This is a genomic window from Chthoniobacterales bacterium (assembly GCA_018883245.1).
Classification (GTDB): domain Bacteria; phylum Verrucomicrobiota; class Verrucomicrobiia; order Chthoniobacterales; family JACTMZ01; genus JACTMZ01.
Genome location: VEQL01000075.1, coordinates 1 through 4,105, shown reverse-complemented (window position 1 = coordinate 4,105; position 4,105 = coordinate 1). Strand labels below are relative to the sequence as shown.

Annotated in this window: 4 protein-coding genes; 2 read left to right on the top strand and 2 right to left on the bottom strand. The window is 60.1% G+C overall.

Features of this window, described 5'->3' with window-relative positions:
• Positions 1-108 (bottom strand): excinuclease ABC subunit B (locus tag FGM15_13495; protein MBU3666872.1); only part of this gene is annotated, 108 nt, incomplete at its 3' end.
• A gap of 4 nt (positions 109-112) precedes the next feature.
• A complete protein-coding gene (ilvE, locus tag FGM15_13490; protein ID MBU3666871.1) occupies positions 113-982 on the bottom strand; it encodes a branched-chain-amino-acid transaminase in 870 nt (289 codons plus the stop codon).
• Positions 983-1,258: 276 nt separating this feature from the next.
• Here ilvE and FGM15_13485 point away from each other — a divergent pair, with 276 nt between their 5' ends.
• On the top strand, positions 1,259-3,211 hold the full coding sequence (locus FGM15_13485) for a class I SAM-dependent DNA methyltransferase (GenBank protein MBU3666870.1): 1,953 nt from the start codon (positions 1,259-1,261) through the stop codon (positions 3,209-3,211).
• Between the two features lie 98 nt (positions 3,212-3,309).
• A partial coding sequence (locus FGM15_13480) for an IS5 family transposase (GenBank protein ID MBU3666869.1) occupies positions 3,310-4,105 on the top strand: 796 nt, incomplete at its 3' end.

Sequence of the window (4,105 nt, the reverse complement as noted above, 5' to 3'; positions counted from 1 at the left end):
CTTCTCCTTTGAGCAGGCCTCGCAGAGGTTCACCTTCTGCATTTTCCCGTCAACGATCTGGGTCAGAAAGACGGTGGCTTCCTTCGACTGGCAGACATCACATTGCATAGACTTAATAAATCGCCACGCCCGTCGCCGCTGTCAACTCGTGGAAGCGTGCGATGAGGCGTTTTGTCACGTCGCCAGGGAGCCCGTCCCCGATCACCCGGTTGTCCAGACGGACAGCCGGAATCACCTCGGCGGCGGTCCCGGTGAGGAAGCATTCATCGGCAGTGTAGATGTCGTAACGGGTCATTTGGGGCTCCTGGATCGGAATCCCGAACTCGGCCGCCATTTCAAAAACCACGGAGCGCGTCACGCCGGCGAGGGCTCCGGAGGCGATCGGCGGAGTGGAAATGACCCCGTTGCGGACAACAAAGATGTTGTCGCCCGTGCACTCGGCCACGTAGCCCTGCTCGTTCAGCATGAGCCCCTCGCCCGCGCCGGCTTGCTGAGCCTCGATCTTGGCGAGGACGTTGTTGAGGTAGTTCAGGGATTTGACCATCGGGCTCAGCGCCCCGTGCGGGATCCGGCGCGTCGCGCAGGTCACGACGTGGAGCCCGTTCTCATACTTGTCCGGCGGATACAGCGTGATCTTCGAAGCAATAATGAAGACCGTGGCGCGCGGGCAGAGCGCGGGATTCAGCCCGAGATCCCCGCAGCCGCGGGTGACCACCAGGCGCACGTAGCCGTCGCGCAGATCATTTTGTCGGATCGTCTCGAGCAGGGCCTGCGTCACCTCATCCCGGCTGAGACCGATATCGAGGCAGATCGCCCGCGCGCTGTCGAAGAGCCGGACGATGTGCTCCTCAAGCCGGAAAACACGACCGTTGTAAAAGCGGATGCCCTCGAAGACGCCGTCGCCGTAGAGGAGCCCGTGGTCGAAGACTGAAATCTTGGCGTTTTCCTTGTCGTAAAATTTTCCGTCTATGTAGATTTTCATGCTGGAATTGTCCTCCTGGCTGCATTCGCGTTGGGAATCATGCACCATGCCGTGTGCGAGGCGCAATCTCAACTCTCTTTACATTAAAATAGCGCGGGCTCACGGAACCGTTCCGTCCGGAACGGCCGGTGCCAGCACGGGTCTTCGCAGGCGGATGAGGTCCTCGGATTTTTCCGGCCGGGGTGAGAGCCACACGACGGCCGCGTGCCTCGCAAGGATTCAGACAGCTTTTCTTCTCCTCATCCGCATTCAATTCTGCAATTTGTCACTCACGCCATGCCCCACCTCTCTTGGAACGAAGTCCGCGACCGCGCAATCAGGTTTTCCCGCCGGTGGAAGGAAAATGCCGCGTCCGAGCGCTCGGAAAAGCAGACGTTTTGGAACGAGTTTTTCGATGTCTTCGGCATCCGGCGGGCCTCGGTCGCCTCTTTTGAGGAAAACGTCCGCAACCTTCGCGGGAACACGTCGGCGATCGACCTCCTCTGGCGCGGAAAGCTGCTGGTCGAGCACAAAAGCCCGGGCGAGGACCTTTCGATGGCCGCCGCGCAGGCGTTTACCTACATTGAGGACCTGACACGCGAAAACCGCTGGGACGAAATCCCGCGCTTCGTCCTCGTCTCGGACTTCGCGAACTTCGTCCTTTACGACCTGGAACCCGACGAGCAGCGCGACCTCCCGCTCTTTGCCGGACGCAAGATCGAACCGCACCACTTCGCGCTGGCCGACTTCCCTCGCCACCTCCGCGCGTTCGCCTTCATGCTCGGGCAGACACGCGTGCGGCTCGACCCCGAGGACCCGGCGAACGAAAAAGCCTACACCCGCATGTGCGAGCTTCACGATTCGCTCAAGGCCGGGGGCTTCGCTGGGCACGACCTCGAGCGCCTGCTCTGCCGCGTGCTCTTCTGCCTGTTTGCCGAGGATACCGGGATCTTCGCGCCGGACGCCTTCACGCAGTTCATCCGCAACGAGACCCGGCCGGATGGCTCGGACCTCGGCGCGCGCCTCAACGAGCTTTTCGACTGGCTCAACAACCCGCTGGCGAGCGGCTCGGTCGCCGACACCGACTGGCGATACAGCTTCCGATACGTGAACGGCGGGCTTTTCGCCGAGCGCCTCGGCTTCCCCTCGTTCACGAAGGCGATGCGCGACGCGCTGCTCTTCTGCTGCGATTTCGAATGGTCGCGCATCTCGCCCGCCGTCTTCGGCTCGCTCTTCCAAGGCGTCATCGACGACCGCGCCCGACGCCAGCAGGGTGCGCACTACACCAGCGAACGCGACATCATGAAGGTCGTCCGCTCTCTCTTCCTCGACGACCTCAGCGACGAGCTGAAAACCATCCAGGCCGACCGCTCGACCCGACGCCGCGCGAATATCGACGCCTTCCACGAAAAGCTCTCCGGCCTCCAGTTCCTTGATCCCGCCTGCGGGTGCGGGAACTTCCTCGTCCTCGCTTACCGCGAGCTCCGCGCCCTCGAGTTCGACGTGATCCGCTCACTCCACGGCGACGAGCAGGGCATCCTCGACATGCGCCGGTTTTGCCGCGTGGACGTGGATCAGTTCCACGGCATCGAAATCTCCGAATGGCCGGTCCGCATCGCCGAGGTTGCCATGTGGCTCATGGACCACCAGATGAACAAGGAGGCCTCCGGGCTTTTTGGCCTATCCTACGAACGCCTCCCGCTCACCTCCTCGCCACACATCGTCTGCGGAAATGCACTTCGTATGGATTGGAATGATGTGCTCCCGAAGGAACAATGCTCGTTCGTTCTCGGGAATCCGCCGTTTGTGGGGAAGCATTACCAAAACTCGGAGCAACGCGCAGATATGGTGCGCGTCTTCGGCGATTTTTCAAACACGGGCGATTTGGATTACGTGACGTGCTGGTATGTCAAAGCGGCCGAATATACTGCGGGGACGCGGATCACGTTCGCGTTCGTCTCGACAAACTCGATCACGCAGGGCGAGCAAGTCCCGGTTTTTTGGGGCATTCTTTTCCAACGCTTCCACCTGAAAATCCATTTTGCACATCGAACCTTTAGCTGGCAGAGCGAGTCCAGAGGACGGGCGCATGTGCACGTTGTGATCATCGGGCTTGCTGCTCTCGATCTTCCGGTAAAGAGGCTCACCGATTACGACGCTGACCCAAAGAATCCGACCGTTCTCGAAGTCCCCAATATCTCCCGGGCACCTCTAAAAACTCGATTTCATATTAGGACTGCACACAGATAAGCGCCTGGTTTCAGAGCGCAATTGTGGCGTGATTCCTGCTAGTTCAAACGCATGGGTAAACATATTAAGCTAAGGTTCAGGGAACATTGTTCGACAAGGTGGCAAGACTCGAAGAACTGCACGAGATGGGGGATCCTCTCGCCCGGCTTGACACGGTCGTCGATTGGGCCGTATTCGCGCCAATCCTTTCCCGCTTGCCTAAGGTCGATCCGAAAGGGCCGGGAGGCAGACCCTCCTTCGAACCGGGACTGATGTTCAAGGTGCTGGTGATCCAGAGTCTCTACGGGCTGAGCGACCATCAAGCCGAGTTCCAGATCACCGACCGCATGAGCTTCAAGCGCTTTTTGGGGTTGAGTGACGCCGACAAAGCCCCCGACGAGAAAACGATCTGGGCGTTCCGCGAGGCGCTCAACCGTGCAGGTCTCTTCGAATCCCTCTTCACCGCATTCGGCCGGGCTTTGGAGTCCATGGGCATGATCGCCCGCAAAGGACAGATGATCGACGCGAGTTTCGTAGAGGTGCCCCGACAGCACAACCGCCGTGAGGAAAACGGGCTCATCCAAAGCGGTGGAATCCCCGAAAGCTGGGAGGAAGAGCCCGCGAAAGCCCGTCAGAAGGACATTGACGCACGGTGGACCCGCAAGCACGGGCGCCGCTACTTTGGCTACAAGAACCATGTGAAAGTCGACAGCAAGAGTAAGCTTATTACCTCCTTTGCGGTCACCGACGCCGCAGTCCACGACAGCCAGGTTTTGGAAACTCTTGTCAAGCCGGGCGACCCGACCACTTATGCCGACAGCGCCTACGCCGGGGAACCCAGCCGGGTTATGATGGAGGAGCGAGGAGTCAAATTCAAACCCATCGAGCGGCCATGGCGCAACAGGCCCTTGAACG